Origin of the sequence: Pseudomonas sp. NFACC10-1 (genome assembly GCF_900119195.1) — a bacterium.
GTDB classification, from domain to species: domain Bacteria; phylum Pseudomonadota; class Gammaproteobacteria; order Pseudomonadales; family Pseudomonadaceae; genus Aquipseudomonas; species Aquipseudomonas cerasi.
On record NZ_FPJB01000001.1, the window covers coordinates 1002166 to 1021802 of the forward strand.

General features: G+C 59.3%; 17 protein-coding genes and 1 pseudogene. 7 read left to right on the forward strand and 11 right to left on the reverse strand.

Annotation, left to right across the window (positions count from 1 at the left end; all coding sequences use genetic code 11):
* Positions 1-54 precede the first annotated feature (54 nt).
* The 3 genes from BT119_RS04450 to BT119_RS04460 form a co-directional block, all read right to left on the reverse strand.
* On the reverse strand, positions 55-1056 hold the full coding sequence (locus tag BT119_RS04450; protein ID WP_072364885.1) for an NADP-dependent oxidoreductase: 1002 nt from the start codon (positions 1054-1056) through the stop codon (positions 55-57).
* A 59-nt stretch (positions 1057-1115) separates the two neighbouring features.
* Positions 1116-1904 (reverse strand): SDR family NAD(P)-dependent oxidoreductase, encoded by a 789-nt coding sequence (locus tag BT119_RS04455; RefSeq protein WP_003369923.1) that lies wholly within the window; start codon positions 1902-1904, stop codon positions 1116-1118.
* Positions 1905-2160: 256 nt separating this feature from the next.
* Positions 2161-2763, reverse strand: coding sequence for a TetR/AcrR family transcriptional regulator (locus tag BT119_RS04460; protein WP_003434607.1), 603 nt, complete (start codon positions 2761-2763; stop codon positions 2161-2163).
* Positions 2764-2880: 117 nt separating this feature from the next.
* On the opposite strand from BT119_RS04460, the gene BT119_RS04465 reads away from it, so the two are divergent.
* Together BT119_RS04465 and BT119_RS04470 are read left to right on the forward strand one after the other, a co-directional pair.
* Positions 2881-3744, forward strand: a complete 864-nt coding sequence (locus BT119_RS04465; RefSeq protein WP_003434608.1) for an alpha/beta hydrolase — start codon at positions 2881-2883, stop codon at positions 3742-3744.
* Positions 3745-3987: 243 nt separating this feature from the next.
* Entirely contained in the window at positions 3988-4302 is a 315-nt protein-coding gene (locus BT119_RS04470) for a hypothetical protein (protein ID WP_003434609.1), read from the forward strand.
* A 112-nt stretch (positions 4303-4414) separates the two neighbouring features.
* Here BT119_RS04470 and BT119_RS27710 read toward each other — a convergent pair whose 3' ends face one another.
* From BT119_RS27710 to BT119_RS04490, 5 genes and pseudogenes are all read right to left on the reverse strand, one after another.
* Complete coding sequence (locus tag BT119_RS27710) at positions 4415-5254, reverse strand: methyl-accepting chemotaxis protein (protein WP_371857162.1); 840 nt, start codon at positions 5252-5254, stop codon at positions 4415-4417.
* Between the two features lie 15 nt (positions 5255-5269).
* A pseudogene (locus tag BT119_RS27715) lies at positions 5270-6409 on the reverse strand (cache domain-containing protein); the annotation flags it as partial.
* A gap of 57 nt (positions 6410-6466) precedes the next feature.
* Complete coding sequence (locus BT119_RS04480; protein WP_057456577.1) at positions 6467-6790, reverse strand: hypothetical protein; 324 nt, start codon at positions 6788-6790, stop codon at positions 6467-6469.
* A gap of 1 nt (position 6791) precedes the next feature.
* Positions 6792-8867: a hybrid sensor histidine kinase/response regulator gene (locus tag BT119_RS04485; protein ID WP_054080891.1), complete on the reverse strand. Its 2076-nt coding sequence runs from the start codon at positions 8865-8867 to the stop codon at positions 6792-6794.
* A gap of 289 nt (positions 8868-9156) precedes the next feature.
* Positions 9157-10608 (reverse strand): NCS1 family nucleobase:cation symporter-1, encoded by a 1452-nt coding sequence (locus tag BT119_RS04490; protein ID WP_058417449.1) that lies wholly within the window; start codon positions 10606-10608, stop codon positions 9157-9159.
* Between the two features lie 343 nt (positions 10609-10951).
* Between BT119_RS04490 and BT119_RS04495 the strand changes: the two genes are divergently transcribed.
* On the forward strand, positions 10952-11671 hold the full coding sequence (locus BT119_RS04495; protein WP_058397083.1) for a GntR family transcriptional regulator: 720 nt from the start codon (positions 10952-10954) through the stop codon (positions 11669-11671).
* A 10-nt stretch (positions 11672-11681) separates the two neighbouring features.
* Positions 11682-12413, forward strand: a complete 732-nt coding sequence (locus tag BT119_RS04500; RefSeq protein WP_003369945.1) for an aspartate/glutamate racemase family protein — start codon at positions 11682-11684, stop codon at positions 12411-12413.
* 140 nt (positions 12414-12553) lie between these two features.
* On the opposite strand, the gene BT119_RS04505 is transcribed toward BT119_RS04500, so the two are convergent.
* Both BT119_RS04505 and BT119_RS04510 read right to left on the reverse strand, forming a co-directional pair.
* Positions 12554-13789, reverse strand: coding sequence for a zinc-dependent alcohol dehydrogenase (locus BT119_RS04505; protein WP_003434612.1), 1236 nt, complete (start codon positions 13787-13789; stop codon positions 12554-12556).
* A gap of 103 nt (positions 13790-13892) precedes the next feature.
* Positions 13893-14798 carry a LysR family transcriptional regulator gene (locus BT119_RS04510; RefSeq protein WP_072364887.1) on the reverse strand — a complete coding sequence of 302 codons (906 nt, stop codon included), beginning with the start codon at positions 14796-14798 and terminating at the stop codon, positions 13893-13895.
* Positions 14799-14959: 161 nt separating this feature from the next.
* Here BT119_RS04510 and BT119_RS04515 point away from each other — a divergent pair, with 161 nt between their 5' ends.
* Genes BT119_RS04515 through BT119_RS04525 form a run of 3 tightly spaced genes read left to right on the forward strand, consistent with a single transcriptional unit; the run spans position 14960 to position 18533 of the window.
* Positions 14960-15850, forward strand: a complete 891-nt coding sequence (locus BT119_RS04515; protein ID WP_058397081.1) for an NAD(P)-dependent oxidoreductase — start codon at positions 14960-14962, stop codon at positions 15848-15850.
* Positions 15851-15853: 3 nt separating this feature from the next.
* Positions 15854-17371: an aldehyde dehydrogenase family protein gene (locus BT119_RS04520; RefSeq protein WP_003434615.1), complete on the forward strand. Its 1518-nt coding sequence runs from the start codon at positions 15854-15856 to the stop codon at positions 17369-17371.
* Between the two features lie 4 nt (positions 17372-17375).
* Positions 17376-18533: a M20 aminoacylase family protein gene (locus BT119_RS04525; protein ID WP_060708052.1), complete on the forward strand. Its 1158-nt coding sequence runs from the start codon at positions 17376-17378 to the stop codon at positions 18531-18533.
* A gap of 124 nt (positions 18534-18657) precedes the next feature.
* Here the strand turns inward: BT119_RS04525 and BT119_RS04530 are convergent, their stop codons facing one another.
* On the reverse strand, positions 18658-19584 hold the full coding sequence (locus BT119_RS04530) for a LysR family transcriptional regulator (RefSeq protein ID WP_032609679.1): 927 nt from the start codon (positions 19582-19584) through the stop codon (positions 18658-18660).
* Between the last annotated feature and the right edge of the window lie 53 nt (positions 19585-19637).

Sequence of the window (19637 nt, forward strand, 5' to 3'; positions counted from 1 at the left end):
AATGCTCGACAGATGCGGGCCTGAATGGTGGCTGAGTGGACGTTGAATAAACGCTTACTCGATCTTCACGACGACCTTGCCTTTGGCACGGCCCTGGCCCAGGTATTCAAGCCCTTCGCTGGCCTGTTCAAACGCAAAGACCCTGTCAATCACCGGTGTTATCTGGCCACTTTCGAGCAATCTGGCGATGTCGCCAAGTTGAGCGCCATCCGCGCGAACAAACAGAAACGAGTACGACACATTTTTCGTCCTCGCCAGGCGCGTGATCCTGCGGCTCATCAACCCGAATATGAATGTGAAGAAGGCATTCATCCGCCGAGCCTTGGCGAATGCCTTATCCAGCGGGCCGACCAGGGATACGATCCTACCGCCGGGCTTGAGGATGCCGACAGCTCTTTCAAGGTCGTCTCCCCGGGTGGTGCCGAGCGCCAGGTCAACGTCGTGCAGCACTTGTTCAAATGCCTGCTCTTTGTAATTCACGACTTCATCTGCGCCCAGGCTGCGAACCAGCTCCATATTCCCCGCGCTGGTGGTCGTGGCCACTGTGGCGCCCAAGTGTTTGGCCAGCTGGATGGCGAAGGTGCCGATACCTCCAGACCCGGCCGGTATGAACACCTTCTGGCCCGCTTTAAGAGGGGCGCGTTCCTTGAATGCCTGCCACGACGTAAGCCCGACCATCGGGATGGAGGCGGCCTGAACAAAGTCCAGATTGGCGGGTTTCAATGCGGCAGCGTGTTCCGGTACGGCGGCGAACTGGGCGATGGCGCCCCCACGCAGTTCGAACAGGCTCGCGAATACTGCGTCGCCTGCCTTGAAACGAGTGACTGCGCTGCCTACTTGAATGACCATGCCTGCCAGATCGCTGCCCATGGTGGCCGGTAGTTGCAACTTCACTACAGGCTTGAAGACCCCCGTAGTGATGATGTTGTCGATCGGGTTCAACCCGGCCGCGTGAACTTCCACCAACAGTTCGTCAGGTTTGATGGCCGGTATGGGGACGTGGGTAATCGCAATCTCAGGCGACTTGCCGTACTTTTCGAATGTCAGTGCTTTCATGACGCTCTGATTCCAGTGTCGTCGAACAAGGGTGTGGATCTGCCGCGGCTTGACCCGCCTCAGGCTTGCGGGCGATAGCGCTCGGCCGCCTGAGCCTGTCGAATGTCCGACAACAGCCCTTGCCGCGCCTCATCCAGCGAGTCCCAACGACCCGCTACATGCAGCGGCGGAATGGTCACCTGCTCGCGGCGGTCGTAGCCCACCAGTGCCGCATCAACCAGTTCGTCGACGTCCATCACCTCTGCAATCGTGTTCAGATCGATCCCCGCACGCTCCCAGATTTCGGTACGCGTAGCCGCCGGGAGCACCGCCTGGACGTAGACGCCGTTGGGCGCCAATTCCACGTTCATTCCCTGGGAAAGGAACAGCACGTAGGCCTTGGTCGCACCGTAGACCGACATGCCGAACTCTGGCGCAAAGCCCACCACCGAACCGAGGTTAACGATCGAGCCCGAGCCGGACTGCGCGAAACGTGGGGCCACGGCGGCCGCAAGGCGTGTCAGGGCGACGATATTGAGGGCGACAAGCTTGTCGATGGACTCGGCGTTCTGTTGCGCGAACCCTCCGGATTGAGCAATGCCCGCGTTGTTGATCAGCACACCGATGCTGGCGTCCTCACGCAGGCGGGTTTCCAGAGCTGTGAGGTCGGCAGCTTGAGTCAAATCGGCCTGAATGACTTCAACGGCAACGCCGTTTTCTTCACGAAGGCGTGCTGCCAGATCATCAAGACGTGCCTTGTCACGAGCGACCACTACGAGATTGTGACCGCGACGGGCAAATCGTTCGGCATATACCGCGCCGATGCCGCTGGAAGCACCGGTAATGAGAACAGTGGATGGCGTTGTCATGGAGGATGTACTCGTAAACTGCGTGGAGGAGATGGCAGTTATGATTACGATCAAAATCTAAAATGTCAACGTATTGATGTCGATCGACATCAAAAATAGGCCGTGCTGATCCTGCTCGGGTTTCGGAAGGGGACGTGGGGAACATCATGGGAAGACGTGCGGGCAAATTGCATGCACACCGCCGAAACCGCTTCTGCGCAAGCGCAGTCACGACGGCGGTTGTGTATCGATCTGATGGAGGTCTGTGCGTCTGTTTTCAGTCTGACGGCATAAGCACGGCGCATGTCATCAATTGCAGTACCGACTCGGCAGAGGGAATAGGGGGGGTATTCGTCTTTCTGTCGATGGTCAGGGAAGCGTAGCCATGCGCGGTGCTCCAGGCGAGGAAGGTGCGCTGTTCAAGCAGTTCCGGGTCGGGCTCGCTACCGTATTTTGTTATCCAGGCGTTGCGTATCGACTGGCGGAGGACTTGCAGCGCACGTTCACCCGATTCGAGAAGCCTGGGCAACGTGCGGTTTACACCCGCGCCAAACATCAACCGGAAGTGCTCCGGGTAACTTTTGGCGAAACTTACATAACCAATGCCGCAACCCAGGAGGGTGTCGTCAAGTTCCTGTTGCACGGCAACGATGACGTCGGCCATGCGCTCATACCCATCGGCCACCACCTCCGCCAGCAGATTTTCCAGAGAGCCGAAATGGTGGGCGGGGGCGGCATGAGAGACATTTGCCCTTCTGGCGCACTCGCGCAGTGACATGCCGCGGACTCCCGCTTCCCCCACGATATCCCAGGCGGCCTGACGCAGGACGGCGGGCAGATTGCCGTGGTGGTAGGTCCGTGGGGCGTCTGAAGTCGACATGTAAGGCTCCCTATCATGAAACAAAAGTTATATTCCCATCGGTTCAGCCTATCTTGTCAGTGACAAGATAGGCTGTTCTAATGGCGCCAGATCATCTGACGGGCGTGGGGAATAGCGATGAGCGACATCATCAACAGGCTTCGACTATTGACGCTGCGCGGCATGTTCACGCTGAGCAGCCGTATTCTACCGGGCATCACTGGAAGATACCTCGCTCAACGTTTTGTGACTCCTCAGGCGTCCGGACGTGCCAAGGCTGCCGAAATCCTGAGTACAGCGACGGATGTGCAAACCGGTAGCCTTGAACTGGACGGCATCAGAATTGCCACCTATGTCTGGGGCGATCCCTCCAGCCAGCCGTATGTGTTGCTGGCCCACGGCTGGTCAAGTTACGCAATGCGTTTTATCGGATGGGTGCCGTTACTGCGCTCGATGGGTTACGCCGTGGTGGGGTTCGATCAGCCCGCCCACGGGTTGAGCGCAGGCAATATCAGCCACATGACCCAGTTCGTGGCTGTGCAGCAGCACGTGGGACGCCATTTCGGAAAACCTGCGGCGGTGATAGCGCATTCATTGGGCGCTTCATCGATTGTTTTCGCTCAGGAACAGTCGTGGTGCCCTGATCGTTTTATCCTGATTGCGCCGTTCCTTGCACCTACGGACAGCGTACTTCAACTATTCGATTCGGTCGGTGTTGCCCACACAGTATTCAAACCTTTCGAGGGCGTCCTGCACTCGCTGACCGGTCGCCGCTTTGCAGACTACGACGCCAGTTCGCGACTGCCGCTGCTTGATCGTCCCGCCCTGATCATTCATGACCGCCGTGACCGTGAAACACCGTGGGAAAAGGGCGCTCGTTTTGCAGAACTATGGCCGGGGGCGCGTCTGTTTACCACTGAAGGGCTTGGTCACAATCGGCTGATTGATCACCCTTCGGTGATTACGGAAGCGATGAACTTTCTGAAACCGGATCATCGTTAACGGCATCCGCAACGGATGGCCTTTCCGACGGTTCCACTCTGAAGCGTCTATACGCAGCTTCATGAAATCCGTATGTGCCAGTTGGATCTGGCTCGTTTAATTGCAAGATGAATCTGGCTCGTTTAATTGCAAGATGAATAACGGAAGCCAGATGCGTTTCCGCTCATCACGAGCTGAGCTTCTTTTAAAAGTCCTGACACGGCCGGACAGGCGAGTCAGCGTCTTCAGAAGTGGGAGGCCGCTATGGGTTTTAATAATTTTTCCGATGAATTGGCGGTGCTTGAAATCGTCCGCAGCGCGAACTTCGTCCGCCCTGGAAAGTTGACGTCCGGTCAAATTTATCTCGCGTTGATACGCCTTCAATCAGACGTTCCGGCGGCCGGGGATTTTATGGCAATGATTGATGAGCTGGTCAAAGAGGGTCTGCTGGTTTCAGCCGCTGTGCTGGAGCACGACATCTCGTTTCCCTATGTCCAGCACATTGTTCTTGGTGTTACCGAAACAGGTGCGGCCGTACTGGAAGACCGGAGTTTTCAGGCTGACCTTTTTTACGTGTGATCGACGGTGCCGTTTCTTGCTTTTGGTGTAGGCGAGCTGCCGGATGGGCTGAATGGAACAGTCGAGCAGAGCAGGCCGCTGCCTAACGCTTTCCGGCAGCGGCCTTGCCACGTCAGATTCGAAAACTGCCCACCAACTGCGTCAATCGAGTGGACTGCTGTTCAAGGTCAGTGCACGCGCGCAGGGTCGCGTTCAGGTTCTCTACGCCTTGCTGGTTCAGCGTATTGATCTCGGTGATGTCCACGTTGATCGCTTCCACGACGGCGGTCTGCTCTTCGGTGGCAGTCGCCACCGACTGGTTCATGCCGTCGATTTCGCCGATACGCTCGGTGACGTTTTCCAGACTTGTCACGGCCTTGTTGGCAATCTCGACCGTTTCAACGCTCTCGCGCTGGCTGTCGTTCATGATCGCCACGGCTTCACGAGCACCGGATTGCAACTGCTCGATCATCTCCTGCACCTGACTCGCTGATTCCTGGGTTCGGTGCGCCAGGCTGCGGACTTCATCGGCAACCACGGCAAAACCTCTGCCGGCCTCACCCGCACGCGCGGCCTCGATGGCCGCATTGAGGGCCAGTAGATTGGTCTGTTGGGAGATGCCGGTAATCACGTCGAGGATCTGGCCGATGTTGGCTGTTTTGGTATTCAGCGTCTCGATCTGCTCGCTTGCGCTGCTGATGCGTTTGGAGAGACGGCTCATGGCCGAGATGTTCTGCCCGACTACGTCCTGCCCGTTAGATGCCAACGTCCGTGCATCGCTGGAGTGCCCCGATGCACGGGCGGCGTTCTGGGCGATCTCCTGTGTTGCGGCGCCCAGCTCATTGATGGCTGCGGCGACGCTGTTGGTGCGGTGGGACTGCTGATCGGAATTGAGCATCGACGAGTTGGATGCGTTCAATACCCGCTGGGCAACTTCGTTGAGCTGTACGGTGGAGGAGGCGACTTCACGCATCGAGTCATGGATTCGCTCTACAAAGAGGTTGAAGCCGTTGCCCAGATAGCCGAACTCGTCCTGGCTCTCGATAATCAGGCGCTTGGTCAGGTCACCTTCGCCGGCAGCGATATCGTGCATGGCGCGGCCCATCAGGTTCAGTGGCCGCAGCAGGACGCTCAGGAGCATGCCCAGCAGCAGGATGATCAGCACCACAGCAATCACAGTGGCCACGATGGCCGAGTTTCTGAACTCGCCCAGCGCCGCGTAGGCGATGTCTTTATCCATCGCCACGCCGACGTACCAGTTGACCGATGGCAGACCGTCCACGTGAGCGAAGGTAAGGATCTGTGTCTTGCCGGCATATTCGCTTTCACTGAGGTCTTGCGACAGCTTCGGTGTGTTCGTCGGGTAGACTTCGGCCAGCGTCTTCATCACCAGCGAGGTGTCCGGATGAACCAGAATGCGGCCATTCGCATCGACCAGGAACGCGTATCCGTCGCCATGCAGTCGCAGCGAACTGATCATCTTCACCAGGATTTCCAGGCTCAGGTCGCCGCCAATCACGCCGGCCACGCCAGACTCACCCTTGATCGGTGTGGCAAGGGTCACGATCAGGCCCTTGGTCACCGCGTCCAGATACGGCTCGGTGAGGATGGTTTTGCCGGCGCGAACGGCATCGACATACCACGGCCGCGTTCGCGGGTCGTAATCGGCCGGCATGTCATCAGGCGGCTGGGTGACGAAGGAGCCATCACTTCTGCCCTGGTAAATGCTCATGAAGGTGGCGATCAGCGTGGGTTGGCCGAGCACCCGATTCTGCTCTTGCGCGGACTGAGGCGAAGAGGCGTTCTCCGCCAGGTTCTCTACCAGAAGAATTCGCCCTGAAAGCCAGTTACGGATATTGCCAGCGGTGCTTTCGCCCGTCTGGTTAAGGTTCTCCTTGAGCTGCACGCGCAACGCATTGCGCTGCAGATAATCGTTGTAGAAGGTGAACAGTGTGAAGGCGGCGATCACCACAAGGGACGCTGCCAAGAGGATTTTATGACTGAATTTTAACGATGTTCTCATGCCGGTATGAGCCTTTAGAGGGGTATTACGCAAGGAGTCATAGGTAGTGGGTAAAGCTGGGGTGGTTATCGGCGGGAGTCGATGTTTATGAATGTCATATGTCATATAAATGACAAAACACCTGAAAGTTTCGTCCTTCAGTTCAGAATGAGGCTGTCAATTTCAGTAGGCAGGGTGATTCAAATCGAGATACCACTGTGCATAAGGCGTGTTTTTCACCTTGCGCCGATTGAAGTCCTCGGCGCCATCGGTCCACCAGACCTCACCGCGCTCGCCAAGCGCAACCTTGGCCTTGTCCACACTGGTCCGAGCCGTCTTCAAGGCTTCGGGGTCTTCGGACGCCTTGGCGGCCTTGACTGCACGACGTGCAGCCATCAGCTCATCCACCAGGTGCTGGCGGACGTCGTCGCTCAAAGAGGGATTGGAGCACCGCCAGAGTTGGTCCCTGACCACAAAATACCGACCGTCAGGCGTGGTCGGATTCACCCTACGAAAACCCGCGCGCGACCGCGTCAGCGCCGATCAGGCCTGTCACTCGCCCGGCCAGCGCATCCAGCCCGAACGGCTTGGTGAGCACTTGCGTGCAAGGCCGCAGGTGGCAATCGTCCAGCACGGATGTTTTGGCATAACCGGTGATGAACAGGGTCGGCAGGCCCGGTCGACAGTCGCCTGCCGCATCGGCCATTTCCCGGCCATTCATGCCGCCCGGCAAGCCTATGTCACTGATCAGCAGGTCGATGCGTGTGTCCGACTGCAGGATCTGCAAACCTGACTGTGCGTCTGCCGCTTCCAGGCAGTTGTAGCCCAGACCGCTGATGACTTCGGCGACGAGCATCCTCACCGAGGGTTCGTCGTCCACGATCAGGACGGTTTCGCCGGTGTGATGCGGCGGTTCTTCAATGACTTCCGGCTCGACGGGGCGGGGAGCATTTTCAGCAGTGTGGCGTGGCAGGTGCATGACCACGCTGGTGCCCTGGCCTTCGACCGATTCGACGCGAATCTGCCCGCCGGACTGGCGCACAAAACCATACACCATCGACAGCCCGAGACCGGTGCCGGCACCTATGGGCTTGGTGGTGAAGAACGGTTCGAAGGCTTTGGCGGCAATGTCCGGACTCATGCCGATGCCCGTGTCGGTGACCCGTATGCTCAGGTGCTCGCCGGCAGGAATGCCATGGTCCGGATCGGTGCACTCTTCAAGAGACGCGTTAGCGGTCTCGATGATAATGCGCCCGCCGTTGGGCATCGCGTCACGGGCGTTCAGGCACAGGTTCAGAAGCGAGCTTTCCAGCTGGGCATGATCGATCAGCGCAGGCCATAGATCATTCTGGGCGACGACCTTTATGTCTATCTCCGGGCCGACGGTACGGGCGATCAACTCTTCCATGTCATGAATCAACCCGTTGACGTCGGTGACTCTCGGCGACAGTGTCTGGCGTCGGGAGAACGCCAGCAGACGGTGAGTCAGCGACGCCGCGCGGCGTACCGCACCCTGGGCGACCGACACGTAACGGTCAACATCGCCGACGCGCCCCTGAGCCAACCGTTTGGTGATCAGTTCCAGGCTGCCGGAAATACCGGCCAGCAGGTTGTTGAAGTCATGAGCGATGCCTCCGGTCAGTTGCCCGACGGCATCCATCTTCTGCGAGTGGCGCAGGGCGTCTTCGATCTGCTCGCGTTCGAAAACGGCTTGTTCGATGCGCTGTTCGAGTGTCTGATTGAGTTCTCTGACCGCTTCTTCGGCTTTTTTTCTGGCGGTGACATCAACAGACGAGCCGATCAGACCGATCACCTCGCCGTTTTCATCGAGCAAGGGCGCTTTGGTCGAGAGCCACGTCGCTGCAGAGCCGTCAGGCAGGTTGACGTGTTCTTCGATCTGTTCGCTGACATTGTTCTGCATGATCCGGCGGTCGGTTTCCATGAGCACCCGTGCCTGCTGCGGATCATCCAGAAACTCCAGGTCCGTCTTGCCGATGAAAAACGCGGGCGGTTTGCCGATCAGTTCAGCGGTGCCACGATTGGCGACCAGCATGCGACCCTCGAGATCCTTGGCGTAGACGACGCCGGGAACGGCAGCCGTGAATATCCTCAGCAACTCGTTGAGCCGGTCGCGCTCCTCTTCAGCCGTGCGACGGCTGTCTATATCGAGCAATACGCCCGGACTGCGAACAGGTTTGCCGCGACTATCGCGCTCGATTCGTCCGCTGGCTTCGATCCAGCGATAAAGACCGTCTTCATGCAGAACCCGGTATTCGCATCGGTAGGTTTCGCTGCTTTGAAGCGCGTCCTCGATTGACTTGTCGACTCTGGCCGAGTCGTCGGGATGAATGGAGGCAATCACCAGTTCCAGTGGCAAGCCTTTGGCGCACAGCTTCGGGGACAAACCGAAGGTCCGGGCAAAACGCTCATCGCCGGTCAACTGATCGGCAATGATGTCCCACACCCAAGTGCCGACAACTGCCCCTGAATCCAGGGCGAGTTGTAGCTGCTCGGCCGCTTCCTGCTCCGAAGGCGGGGGTGGCTGGGGGGCAAATGGCCTGCCGCCAGAAACATCATTGCTCATCACTATCGACCCACTTGAACGCCTGGTTCACAAAGACTCAGTCATAGGGCAGCGCAGCGGCCTGAAAGTTGTACAAAATTTATTCTATTTTGTGCCTGATGCCTCACAGAGCGATCAGTAACACTCGATCATTCCATGATTCTGGATAGGGTGATATTAAATTAATATCATTTGAGGTGCGCGCTATTTTCAGCGGAGCAGGCAGGGCAGCGCTTTCAGGTCATGCCGGGCTCGGCGAGTCACCTGAAAGCGCTGGTTTCATTCAAGTATTCAGCGTCCTGCGAACGTCTCAATGCTGGCCGACGGGCGCAGGCAGGTTGGCAGCCTGCACCGGCGACCAGCGGGTTAGCGCATAAAACACTGCGCCGCCCAGGATGCAACCGGTAAACCAGGCGAAGTTGGCAATCGGCTTGAACCACTCGACAAAGGTGAAGCACAGACCGACCAGTGCAGTGAGCAGCAATGCCTTGACCGCGATCCAGTTGACGCCGTTGGTGTACCAGTAACGACCGCTTGGCGTGTCATTGAACAGGGCGTCGACGTCGATCTGCTGTTTCTTGATCAGGTAGTAATCCACCAGCAGGATGCCGAACAGCGGGCCGATGCAGGCCGCCAGCACGTCCAGGGTGTAATGGATCACTTCCGGGTTGTTGAACAGGTTCCAGGGGGTGATGAAGATCGACGCTACGGCAGCGATCATGCCGCCTGCACGCCAGCTGATGCGGCTGGGCGCCACGTTGGCGAAGTCGAAGGCAGGGGAAACGAAGTTGGCGACGATGTTGATACCGACCGTCGCGGTCACGAAAGTAAAGGCGCCGAGCAGCACGGCCGTGGTGTTATCGATGCGCGCGACGGTCGCGATCGGGTCGTGGATCATCTCACCGAAAATCGGCAATGTGCCCGAGACGATCACCACCGTTACCAGTGAAAACGCCAGAAAATTCACCGGCAAGCCCCAGAAATTGCCGCGGCGCACGTCGGCTATGCTGCGGCAATAGCGGCTGAAATCACCGAAGTTCAGCGTCGGCCCGGAGAAATACGAGACCACCAGCGCGATGGCCATGACCACTTGCCCGAACGCCGCCCAGCCGGACAACTCTTTTTCAGCCAGGGTGAAACTGATGTTGTCCCAGCCGGCGCGCCAGACAATCCAGCCTGCCAGCGCGAACATCACCGCGTAAACGGCAGGACCGGCCCAGTCGATGAAACGTCTGATCGACTCCATGCCGGTCCAGAACACAGCAGCCTGAACCACCCACAACGCCAGAAAGCCGGACCAGCCAAGCCACGACAGCCCGAGAAAGGTCACATTCTGATACGCAGCCAGTTCCGGGAAGAAACGCAGCACCACGATCACTAGCGCGCTGGACGCCAGGTAGGTTTGAATGCCGTACCACGCCACCGCGATCAGCCCGCGAATGATGGCGGGAATGTTGGCACCGAAGACGCCGAAGGCCAGGCGGCAGATGACCGGGTAGGGCACGGCGGCTTGCTGACTGGGTTTGGCGACCAGATTGGCGATCACTTGAATGATGCAGATCCCCACCAGCAGCGCGATCAGCACTTGCCAACTGGCCAGGCCCAGAGCGAACAGACTGGCCGCGAAAACGTAGCCGCCGACGCTGTGCACGTCGCTCATCCAGAACGCCAGGATGTTGTACCAGGTCCACTTCTGCGGCACCGGCCCCAGATCGTGGTTGTGCAAGCGCGGGCTGTACCCGGTCGGGCGTTGATCTGTCATTGCGTGACTCCCTCGGTGTGTCGTGACGGGATCGGAGTACGATCGGCGATTTTTTTGTATACGATCGTGTACGCAAAACATGTGCCATACGATTTCTATTCGGCCGGGAATGGCCGCGAGTCTTGTTTCAGGGCGCTTGTACCGAGACGGGTGGGTAAATCAGACAGGTTCGAACCTGCGCCTGAAGTGCACGTAAACAGGGCACTTTTGCTCATTTAAGGTGCGATTCATGCGTTTTCGACTGAGGAGCCATTTGGCGCGCTGCTAAATTGCGCTACTCATCATGTTCCGCATCAGGCACTATTCTTGTATACGATCTGTAATGCCAATGCGATGTGAAGCCATGATCCGATCTGACAGTGCCCCGTTGTTTCTCACGCCTTCTGCCGATGAAAAAGGCCGTGATGAACAGATTTACCAGCATGTACTGGAAGCTATCGTCGAACATCGGCTCGCTCCCGGGACGCGCTTGCCCGAGGACGCTTTGGCCGACGTATTCGAGATCAGCCGTACCGGCATTCGCAAGGTCTTGCAGCGTCTGGCGCTGGAACGACTGGTGACCCTGCGCCCCAAGCGCGGCGCAGAGGTTGCGCAACCGTCGGCTCAGGAGGCACAGGATGTATTGGGTGCCAGGCAACTGATCGAGCCCGCGCTGATGGCCGATATCGCCACGCGAGTCGCCGGTCAGTGCCTGCAAGCCCTGCGCGCGCTCTGCGATCAGGAGCATGAGGCGCAACACGCCGGGCGCCACAGCGAAGCGATTCAATTGTCGGCGCGTTTCCATGTGCAACTGAGCGCGCTGGCGGGTAATCAGGTGTTGACCGAGCAGGTTGCGCAGCTCACCACACGGTCCTCGTTGATTGTGGCGGTGTACGGCTCGCGACGCAGTGTCGGCTGTGATTGTGGCCAGCATGTTGACTTGCTGACCTTGCTTGAAAGCGGGCAGGGCGAACAGGCACGTGAATGGATGGCCGAGCATTTACGGCGCATCCGTGCCAGCCTGAATGTGGATGCGCCGGTCAGCGAGACAGTGGATTTTCATAGCATTTTCAAACGGCGCTGAAGGAGTTCCGGTGCGTATTCAAGTAATCAACCCCAACACCAGCGAAGCCATGACCCATAAGATTGGCCTCGCGGCGCAAGCCATTGCGCGCCCCGGTACGCAGATTCTTGCGTGCAGCCCCGATGATGGCCCGGTGTCTATCGAAGGTCATTTTGACGAAGCGATCGCGACCCTTGGCGTGCTGGAAGAAATACGCAAAGGCCGTGAGCAGCAGGTCGACGCGCACATCATCGCCTGTTTCGGCGACCCCGGCCTGCTGGCGGCACGCGAGTACGCCAGCGCCCCGGTGATCGGTATCGCCGAAGCGGCTTTTCACATGGCCAGCCTGATTTCTACCCGTTTCGCCGTGGTCACCACACTGACCCGCACCCGGATCATCGCCGAACATCTGCTGCAGCGTTATGGCTTCAGTGAATTATGCACATCGGTGCGCTGTATCGATCTGCCGGTGCTGGCGCTGGAGGAAAGCGGGCCGGAGCTCATCGAATGCATGGCCGAACAAGCCCGTCGCGCCCGTGATGACGAAGGGGCGGGAGCCATTGTGCTGGGTTGCGGCGGGATGGCGGATCTGGGCAGGCAGCTGAGCGAAGCGATCGGCCTGCCGGTCATCGACGGCGTGGCTGCGGCGGTGAAACTGGCCGAATCGCTGGTGGATCTGGGCCTGACCACCAGCAAACACGGCGACCTGGCCGACCCCATCGGCAAACCGTTCAAAGGCCGGTTTGCCTACCTGAGCCGTTGATGGCTTCTGCCCGAAGGGCGTAGGAGCGAACGTGTTCGCGAAAGGGGCGGCATGAACGATGAACATTCATCGTCTGAATACCGTTCGCGAACAGGTTTGCTCCTGCGGCCTTAGGCCAGAATCAAAAGCGAACTTGTATCTCACATAGCCGGCACGCCACCCCCGACCAAGGCTTCGGTCGTGTCGTCGGGCACCACAATCGTGTTGTTGCCCGGCGTCAGGATGACCTTGCGGCAATCCTCTTCCTTCTTGTCGAACAGCTTGTAGCCCTTCGCCGCATCTTCCAGTGACATCCGGTGCGTGATGATAGCTTCGGGCTCCAGGCGGCCGGCCTCAATGTGTTCCAGCAGTTCAGGCATGAAGCGATGCACGTGGGTCTGGCCCATCTTGAAGGTCAGGCCCTTGTCGAACGCATCGCCGAACATGAAGCCGTGGATGAAACCGGCATATACGCCTGGCACACTGACCACGCCGCCACGTCTTACCGCCGCGATGCACTGACGCAATGCCTTGCCGCTGCTGCCTTCCAGCTTCAGCGTGGCCAGGATGGTTTCAGTGGTGCTGCCCTTGGCCTCGAAACCCACCGCATCCACAACGCCGTCCACGCCACGCATGCCAGCAGTCTGGCGGATGATCGTGTCGGCCGGATCATCATCTTCGTCGAAGTTGATCGGGATCACGCCGTAGGTTTTCTTCGCATAGGCCAGACGGTACGGGTGGTGATCAACCATGAAGATCTTCTCCGCACCGAGCATTTTTGCGCACGCTGCGCTCATCAGGCCGACCGGGCCAGCCCCATAAATGGCAACAGTCGAGCCTTGGCCTATCCCGGCGTTGAGTACAGCCTGCCAGGCGGTGGGGAGAATATCGGAGAGGAACAGAACCTTCTCGTCAGCCAGCGTGCCCGGCACCTTGAACGGACCGACATTGGCCTTGGGCACGCGCACGTATTCAGCCTGGCCGCCCGGGACGCCGCCATACAGATGGCTGAAGCCGAATAGCGCCGCGCCTGGTGGAATCGACTTTTTGTTAAGAATCGCGCCACGTCCGGTGTTGGTGGTTTCGCAGGCCGCGAACAGGTCGATGTTGCAGAAAAAACAGCTGCCGCAGGCGATGACGAACGGGATCACCACGCGATCGCCTTTGGCCACGGCCGTGACGGCCGAGCCGGTTTCTTCCACGACGCCCATGAACTCGTGACCGAAAATGTCGCCATGTTCAACCGTAGGGATTTTGCCGCGATACAAGTGCAGGTCGGAACCGCAGATAGCCGTCGCGGTTACGCGCAGAATGATGTCATCCGCTTGCTCGATCACGGGGTCCGGCACCGTGTCGACCTTCACATTGTTCGCACCGTGGTAAGTCAAGGCTCTCATGGTTAATCCTCAATGGCAGCAGGAATTCCGCTCCGTTACTGAAGATGAACCATGAGATTTTTGTTGGTTCAGCGCGATTGGTCGACGTGGGACTAACGGTAGGTCAGTTGCGGAACGCCGTCATATCCTGCAACAGCATGCCCATCAGGCGGTTGGCGCCGACACTCAGTTGACGGCCCAGGCGGCTGATCAGGTGGGTCTGCGGGGTGCTGAACACCTCATGCTGCAAGGGCAGGGCCCGCAATGTTCCGGCCTTTATTTCTTCCTCCACGACAAAGGTCGGCAGCAGCGTGACGCCACCCTGCATGGCGAAATGCTTGAGCATGGCGAAAGTGCTGCAGGTCAGCGTCGGCTGCACAGTGATGCCCAACTGGTGCTCGGCTTGCAGCAGAATCTGGCGGATACCGTAAGACACTGCGGGCAGGGCGACACGGTAGTCTTCAAGTGCCTGCAGCTTTATCGGGCCTGGTTCTTCCGCCAGCGGATGATTCGGCGCGGTGATCATACAGACCGGTTGACGCTGATGCGCATGCGAGCGGATTTTCGGGTCGGCAGCCGGGTTGAAGACCAGGCCGATGTGCGCTTCATCCTCGACCACCTGGCGAATCACTTCGTTGCTGCCACACACGTTCACGATCAGTTCGATCCTGGGGTACAGCTCGGAAAACCGGGCCAGCGGCTGCGCGAGACTCTCCAGAAACCCCTCTCCGGAGACCAGCGTCACCGAGCCGCTGTGCAAGCCTTTCAGAGCCTGAATCGAATCCAGCAGGACCTCCTGCTGCGTCAGTCGCTGGCGGTAGTAGGCCAACACCTTTTCGCCCGCCTCGGTCGGTTTGACGCCGCGTCGATGACGCTCCAGCAGTGGAGAGCCCAGCTCCTGTTCCAGTTGCGCGATCTGACGGCTGACCGCCGAAGGCGCAACGTTGAGGAAGTCGGCAGCAGCCCGGACGCTGCCCAATCGTACGGCTTCGAAAAAATACAGGATGCGTCGATCTTGAACGAGGCTCATGGGCTTCCAGTGTTGCGCTAAAGGCAACATAAATTCGATTTTTGGATTATTGCTGAGAGGGGAGAGCGCTGTCCATACTCGAATCATCAGCACATTGCAGGCCGAAAGGGCCCGCAGCGTCATTCTCTAATTCGTACAAAATCTTTGATCGGGATGCAGACATGACTTTGAAAGCAGGTGTGATCGGATTGGGCAACATGGGCGGCGGCATGGCTGCGACGCTGGCGGGTAAGGGCTTTGATGTCAGCGGCTTCGACCTGTCGCAGGCCGCGCTGGCCCAGGCCGAAAGCAAGGGCGTCAAGCCGGTTGCCGATCGCACGCAACTGATTCAAGGCGTGGACATTCTGATCCTCTCGCTGCCCAAGGCCGAGCATGTGGAATCGGTGTGCCTCGGCGCGGGTGGCATCAACGAGGTGGGTCGCAAGGGCCTTATCGTCGTCGATACCACGACGTCAACGCCGGAAATGAGCCGCAAGGTCGCCGCCGAACTGGCGAAGAACGGCATCGCGTTCATCGACGCGCCGGTGTCTGGCGGCCCGAAAGGCGCAGCCACCGGCACCATGTCGATGGTCATCGGTGCCGAGGACGCCGACCTGGCGCGCGCCATGCCAATCCTGGAAGGCATGAGCGGGACACGCGTGCACGTCGGGCAATGTGGCGCAGGCAATGTCGCCAAGATCGCCAACAACATGCTCGCCGCCTGTCACCTGATCAGCACTGCCGAAGCCGTGGCGATGGCCGCGCGTGCAGGGGTCGATCCGGAAAAACTTCTGCAGGGCCTGAATGCCGGTTCCGGACGCAGCGGTGCCACGCAAGTGATGTTCCCGACCTGGGTACTCAACAAGGCCTATGACTCGGGTTTCACCATGGGCCTGATGCGCAAGGACGTTGGCCTGGCCAGCGATCTGGCGGACAGCCTGGACATGGACCTGCCGCTGTCGCGCGTCGTCGCACAATTGTGGCAGGCCAGCAGTGAAACCCTGGCGGACAATGAAGACTTCTGCGCCATCGTGCAACGCACCGATGGCAAACTTTACGGTCATGGAGAATAAGCGATGAGCACTGCAAAAATCCTCGAACTGATGCGTCCTTACTGGGGCGATCGCAGTGTCATCGCCAGCTACGTAGGTGGCCAGTTTATCGAAGGTCACGGCGCGCCCGTCGAAGTGCGCAATGCCCATGACGACAGCCTGTTGCTGAGTTTTCCGGATGCCGACGAGTCGTTGGTCGAAGTGGCCGACAAGGCCGCCAGGGCTGCACAACAACAATGGTGGGCACTGACCGCTCAGGCGCGTGGCCGCGCCATGTATCAGGTGGGCAATCTGATTCGTGACGAGCTGGAAAACCTCGCTCAGATTGAATCCCTGACCGCCAACAAGCCGATCCGCGATGCGCGTGTCGAAGTGCTCAAAGTGGCCGAGATGTTCGAGTATTACGCCGGTTGGGCGGACAAGCTGCACGGCGAAATCATCCCGGTGCCGACCACGCACCTGAACTATGTGACCTACGAACCACTGGGCACGGTGTTGCAGATTACGCCCTGGAATGCGCCGATCTTCACCTGCGGCTGGCAGATCGCCCCGGCGATTGCAGCGGGCAACGCGGTCATTCTCAAACCGTCGGAACTGACCCCGCTCAGCTCGCTGATGGTCGGCGTGCTGATCGAGCGTGCCGGCGTGCCGAAAGGGCTGGTCAACGTGATTGCCGGTTTCGGTCATTCCATCGGCCAGGCGTTTATTGCCAAGGCTGACATTCGCAAGGTGGTGTTCGTCGGCTCACCCGCCACTGGCCGGCATATCGCTGTGGCAGCGGCGCAGCGTTGCATTCCTGCGGTGCTGGAACTGGGCGGTAAGTCGGCCAATATCGTGTTCGACGATGCCGACCTGGAAGTCGCCTTGCGCGGTGCCCAGGCTGCGATCTTCTCCGGTGCCGGGCAGAGCTGTGTTTCAGGTTCGCGCCTGTTGGTGCAGGAGTCGATCTTCGAGAAGTTCACCAATGCCCTGGCGGTGGCTGCGACGCAGTTCAAGGTCGGTGACCCGAGCGATCCGGAAACCCAGATCGGCCCGATCAACAACGCCAAGCAATACAGTCATGTGAAAAACATGGTCGAGCAGGCGCTCAAGGACGGCGCAAAACTGGTGGGTGAGCACGCTGATCCGATCCCGGAAAAGCCCGGTTACTACATCAACCCGACCGTTCTGGCGGGCACCAACGCGCTGTATTGCGCGCAGGAAGAAATCTTCGGCCCGGTAGTGGTAGCGATTCCATTCAAGGACGAAGAGGACGCGATCCGCATCGCCAACGACAGTCGTTTCGGTCTGGCCGGTGGTGTCTGGACCCGCGATGTCGGCCGCGCTCACCGCGTTGCAAAGCAAGTGCGAGCGGGGACCTTCTGGGTCAACGGTTACAAGACGATTCACGTCAGTTCGCCGTTCGGCGGCTATGGTGAGAGTGGTTATGGCCGGTCTTCCGGTCTGGATGCCCTGCGCGAGTACAGTGAAGTGAAAAGCGTCTGGGTCGAAACCGCCGCCAAGCCAGCCGCCAGCTTTGGCTACGGCGCGAGTCTGGAGTAAGCACATGTCCATTTCAAAGACGTTGATTGACGAAGCCACCGTGTGGCGCCGCACCCTTCACGCCGCGCCGGAACTGGGGTTTCAGGAGCTGAAAACCTCTGACAAGGTGGCTGAGCTGCTGAGCGGTTTCGGCATCGAGATCCACCGTGGTCTGGGCGGCACTGGCGTGGTTGGCACCCTGCGTAATGGTGACGGGCCGACCATCGGCCTGCGTGCCGACATGGATGCCTTGCCGATTCAGGAGCTGGGCGACAGCGTTCACAAGTCGACCCACAAGGGCTGCATGCACGCCTGCGGTCACGATGGCCACACCGCGATCCTGCTGGCCACCGCCAGGCATCTGGCCGAGACTCGCCGCTTTCGCGGCACGGTGCATTTCGTCTTCCAGCCTGCCGAAGAGAACCTCGGCGGCGCACAGCGAATGATCGAAGACGGGCTGTTCGAGCGCTTTCCGATGGAAGCCATCTACGGCCTGCACAACTGGCCGGGTGTGCCTGCGGGCATGGTTGTGATCAATCCGGGTCCGATGATGGCCTCGCTCGACACCTTTGAAATCACCCTGACCGGCAAGGGCAGCCACGCGGCCATGCCGGACAAGGGCAATGATCCGATCGTGGCCGCAGCCGAGCTGGTGCTGGGGCTGCAAACCATTGTCTCCCGGCGCCTGTCACCGCTCGACTCGGCGGTGGTCAGCATCACTCAGTTCAATGCCGGTGAGGCGATCAACGTGATCCCGGAAACCGCCACGCTGCGTGGCACCGTGCGTTGCCTGCAAACCCCTGTGCGGGAAAAGGTCCAGCGACTGATCGGCGAGTTCGTCGAGCGTTTGCCGACGGCCTTCGGCGTGCGCGGCGAGCTGGTCTACAACGTCGGCTACCCGGTGACCGAAAACCACGTCGAAGCGGCAGCCACGATCCGTCGTGCAGCAGTCGCCGCAGTCGGCGAGGCCAACGTGCAGTGGGGCTGCAACCCGTCGATGGCCTCCGAAGACTTCGCCTTCATGCTGCATGCCTGTCCGGGTGCCTACATCTGGATGGGCGTCGACGGCGAGAAGCCGTCGGCGGCGTTGCACAATCCGTACTACGACTTCAACGACCAAGTGATTGAGCCCGGCGTTGCGGTCTGGACCTCGCTGGTGGAGCAGTGTTTGCCGCTGAGTTGAATGGCTCGCATACATATGTCGTAGGAGTGAGCTTGCTCACGAAAGCAATGGTCCAGACGCCCTTTTTTATGGGATTTACTGGCCTCTTCGTGAGCAAGCTCACTCCCACCGGGAACGGACTCCGTCAAGGTGCCGCGAGCAATTCCACTGCAATACCGGATATGTCCGGCAGGCAGGTCAGCAGGTGGTCGCGCAGTTCCAGTACTCGCTGGCGCTTGAAGCTGTCCTGCAGCCAGACCAGGTAATAGGCATCTCCGGTGCCAACCGCCGAGTTGAACGGCAGAAAAACCTGGCCTTCGTTCAGGTCATCAGCGACTAGAAACAGATCGCCAATCGACACACCGTGCCCTCTGACCGCGGCGGTAATGCCCTGATCAAGCGTGTCGAACACCTTGCCTTTGCTCAACGTCACCTGACCGGAGAGGTCCATCCGGTTCAGCCAGCGCCGCCAGTCGCGGCGGTCGCTGGACGGATGGATAAGTTCAGCGGCCTGCAGCCTCTCTGTTCCCCACGGCTGGTCGCCTAACGTGTCTGCCGAGCAGATCGGGATCAGCCACTCATCGAACAGCTTGCAGGTTTCCACCTCGGCACCAAAGTTGCCATTGCCCAGCAGAATCGCGCAGTCGAAAGGCTCCGAATAGAAGTCCACGCTATCAAAGTCCATCCACACGCTGGACAGCTGAACCGGCAGGGCGGGCGCAGGCTTTTTGAAGGACTCCAGCGCGTGCAGCAGCCAGCGCATGGTCAGGGTGGACGGTGATTTGAGGCGCAGATTCGCGCCCTGACCCCGGAAGGGCTGGCAAGCGTCCTCGATAATCCGGAAGCCGATCTTGAGCTGGCTGGACAGCCGCCGGCCCTCGTCACTGAGCGAAAGCCGCGGGCCATTGCGCTCGAACAATCGACAGCCAAGGGTTTCTTCCAGGGTACGAATATGACGGCTGATGGCACTCTGGGTAAGAGATAGCTCTTGCGCAGCACGCGTAAATGAGCATGATCGGGCCGCTACTTCAAAGGCTCTCAGCGCGTAAAGAGGCGGTATACGTTCAGTCATGTGATAACTAACCATGATTATTTGTCATAGTAGGTTACACCTTTTTCCATTTT